This is a genomic window from Flavobacterium sp., from assembly GCF_035456085.1.
GTDB lineage: Bacteria > Bacteroidota > Bacteroidia > Flavobacteriales > Flavobacteriaceae > Flavobacterium.
Genome location: NZ_DATIDY010000117.1, coordinates 1 through 3,632, shown reverse-complemented (window position 1 = coordinate 3,632; position 3,632 = coordinate 1). Strand labels below are relative to the sequence as shown.

3 protein-coding genes are annotated in these 3,632 nt (G+C 33.0%); 2 read left to right on the top strand and 1 reads right to left on the bottom strand.

Annotation, left to right across the window (positions count from 1 at the left end):
• Positions 1–411, top strand: a 411-nt coding sequence (locus VLC96_RS09040; protein WP_325262287.1) for an RNA polymerase sigma factor, incomplete at its 5' end; no start/stop codon positions are given.
• A gap of 63 nt (positions 412–474) precedes the next feature.
• Entirely contained in the window at positions 475–2,052 is a 1,578-nt protein-coding gene (locus tag VLC96_RS09035; protein WP_325262285.1) for a hypothetical protein, read from the top strand.
• Between the two features lie 57 nt (positions 2,053–2,109).
• Here the strand turns inward: VLC96_RS09035 and VLC96_RS09030 are convergent.
• Positions 2,110–3,632 (bottom strand): T9SS type A sorting domain-containing protein (locus VLC96_RS09030; RefSeq protein WP_325262283.1); only part of this gene is annotated, 1,523 nt, incomplete at its 5' end.

The following is a 3,632-nucleotide window of genomic DNA, read 5'->3' as shown; positions in this document are numbered from 1 at the left end:
AAAGATGTTTTTCAGGAAGCTTTTGTTATCGTTTTTCAAAAAATAGAGCAATACAATTTTGAGGGAAGTTTTGAAGGTTGGATGAAGCGAATTTTCATCAATAAATTAATAGAAACATTGAAGAAAAAGAAAAAAGACATACTGTATTTAGATGTTTTTGATACCGAAATTATTGCCGAAGAAGAATTAGAATTAGCACCGATTGAGCAAGAAAAATTATTAGCCTACATTCAAGAATTGCCAGATCAATATCGGATGGTTTTTAACCTTTTTATTTTCGAAAAAATGAAACATAAAGAGATTGCAGAAATACTTCAAATTACAGAAGGAACATCCAAATCAAATTTAAATAGAGCCAAAGCTATTCTGAAAAAGAAGATTTTGACAGTTCAAAATTGTAAAACAGCCTAGCTTAAATTCTAAAAACAAATAATGAAAAGACCCAAATCGTTTCAAAAAAAAATATAATTACGCATGAAAAATAAAGAAGCAAGATCTATTTTTTCTTCATTAGAGAACTTCTCAAGTCCTCCACCGCCTGAATTGTGGGACAAAATTGAAGCCGAATTAGAGAAACCAAAAAAGAAAAGGCGCCCTGTTATTTGGTGGTGGGTTGCAGCTGGTTTAGTTGCTGGACTTTCTCTACCTACTGTTTGGTACGTTAATAACAATCAGGGAAATATTCATGAATTGAAAATAGAAAATGCTAATGGCGTAGTTTTACAAAATGATGAAAAAGGAAATGCAAATGATGAAGGCAGAAGTGGAATTGCTACTGGGAAATCTACTTTTGAACAAAAAAACAACAGTGAAAATGACATTGCAAATGAAAATTTAAACGCATCAGAAAATCGTAGTTCAGTAGCCAATGCTAATTCGGCAAATGCTAAAAATGTTCCTGAAGTGGTTGTTTTGAAAAGTAAAAATTACGGAAAACATAAACGTTCAAGACAGGAAAATCAAGGTCAGTTTATTGCCGAGAGTAATGATAATTCTTCATCAAATGTTGTAGCTGCTAATAAAAATGCAAACACTAATAATTACAATTCGGCTTTAGTCATTGCGAAAAATAATTCTTCGCAAATCAGTAATTCAAATGAAAATAAGCGAATTGCAAATACTCAAAAAAACACTGTTTCCGAGTCGTTGCAGCCCAATAAAAACTCTGAAATTATAAATCAAAACGCTGAAAGTTCTGTAGACAACGACAGAGCAATTGCTCAAAGCGCTAGCTCGAAAGACTCACTTATTAACATAAAAAAAGAAGTTGCTCAACTAGAAAATGCTTTGGTAGAATTGGATAAGGATAAAAGGAAGAAAGACAACAACTCAGAAGTTATTGATAAATGGTCACTTCAAGTATTTGCTGGCGTTATGAGTTCTGAAAATTATAACAATGAAAAAGTATTAGGAAACACCGTAGCGTCCAAACAATCCAATGGTTACGGTATCAAAACGAACTATAAACTGAACAAAAAATGGGCAGTAAGTTCTGGTTTCAAAATCAATGAGCTTGGTCAAACGATAGAAGGAGTTTCGTATTATGAGCGTCAGAGTTCAGCAATTTCAAAAACCGGATTGTTACCGATTGCGATTGCCTCTAATGATTCGCAACTTATATCTCCTAAAAACAATAATATAGTTTTAGTTGCTAATAATGAAAATTATTTATTTGCCACAAATACAGCAAATACCAGTGGTTATGAAACAGGAAATGTGACACAGAATTTAAAATATTTTGAAATGCCATTGGAAATTTCATACTCGCTTTTGAGTAAAAAGAAAACCAGTATCAGCATGAATACAGGAGGTTTTGTGGGTAAATTAATCTCGAATGAAGTGTTGTTAAATGGCAGTTCTATTGGAGAAAATAACAATGTAAATGAATTCATTTACGGAACACTTTTGAGCAGTACTTTGCAGTATGAATTCCTGAAAAAAACCAAATTTTTCATTGAGCCAGGAATGAATTATTACATCAATCCATTAGAAAATCAATCATTCAATCAATTTCAATGGATGTTTAATGTGGGTATAAATGTGTCTTTTTAAACTAAATAAAAATAGGCAATTCAAACGAACTGCCTATTTTAAAAAAATAATTCTCGTTTACTTTTTGATCATTTTGTCTTTAAAAACAACCTTATTATTTTTGGTCAAAGTGTAAATGTAAATTCCAGTTTTAAGATTCTTTATTGGAATTGCAGTCGTATTTTGTCCGCCTGTAAATTCAATAGGATTCTCAACCAATCGGCCGTTGAGGTCATAAATTCTAAGTTTTAAATTCTCCTCAGAATTATTTCTGACCGCAACATTCAAAACATCTGTTACAGGATTTGGGAAAATTTTCACTGCATATTGGTTATTCGTTTCAAAATCATCAGTCCCCAGATCTCCTTTTAATTCAAAACGGGCAATCACAGGTCCGTGGTCGGAAGTTGTGTTTGTGTAATTGGTAATATCTGTTCGCGGATCATAAACAGCAATTGAATTTGGTACATATTGATCTGTTAATTCATTCGAAATAATAATGTGATCCAAAAATCCACCTGAACTCAAAAAGCTATACGCACCGGCATTACTAATTCCCAAAGTAAGCGGATTGTAGTTAGTAGTATCTTCAACAAGTTTTTGATAAGACGAAGGATTTCCAGCAATAACCGACGATTTTACGTCATCATTAAAATCTCCTAAAATAACCAAATTCGATTTCGAGTAATAAACATCCAAGCTGTCTTTTAATAATTCAGTGTCATATTTTCGCATATTATATTTCGAAATATCAGATCCGCTATTGGCACGGGCATGAAGGTCAACTAGATTAATTAATTTTTTAACACCTCCAAGATTTGTTTCTATTTGTACCATATAAGGCAAACGTCCAGATGAGAAAAAGCTGGATCCATTTCCTCCAGGATAGTTTGGCAGTGTTTTTGTTCCTGCACGAACTTCATCATAAAAATCCTTGAACATTACGCGGGTATTTTTTACCGTTGCGGTTTGCGTATTGTAAAGAACCACCAATTTTTGTGGAGGAAAATTCGGTTCAGGAGCATTAAAAGAATATGACCATGAAGGCGAAATTGTTTTGTCAAATGTTTTTCCGTTAACACTAATTTTTTGGATTAGTTGATCTAAAGCTGTTTCATCAGATACTTCCTGAACCACATACACATCGGCATTTAATTTGTTCATCACTTTTGCCACATTATCAATTTGTAAGGCGTCATCAGTTGGTCCAAATTCAACACCATCAGTGCCTTTTACATCTGATCCGAAAAATTCCAGATTGTAAGTCACAATATCAAAAGTATCTGCTTTAGGCAATGAGGAACCTGTTAAAGCTCCAATTTGTTTGTTCAAAGCTGTTCCAGTTACCGTTAATGCTCCTGAAATACTTAGCGCTTTTACAGAAGGTGTAAATCTAACATAAATTGTTTTTCCGGTTGAAGCATCGGCAGCATTTACAACAACATTCGATTGAAAAGAAATATTATCCAACGAAATTTGATAATCAGTAGGAGCAGTAATAGTAATATCATTATAACCTTTAGCTTTAAAAACAAAAGACTGACTAGCAGAAACACTACCCGAACTTACTTCTCCAAAATCTAAATTTGGGTTCGAAGCTA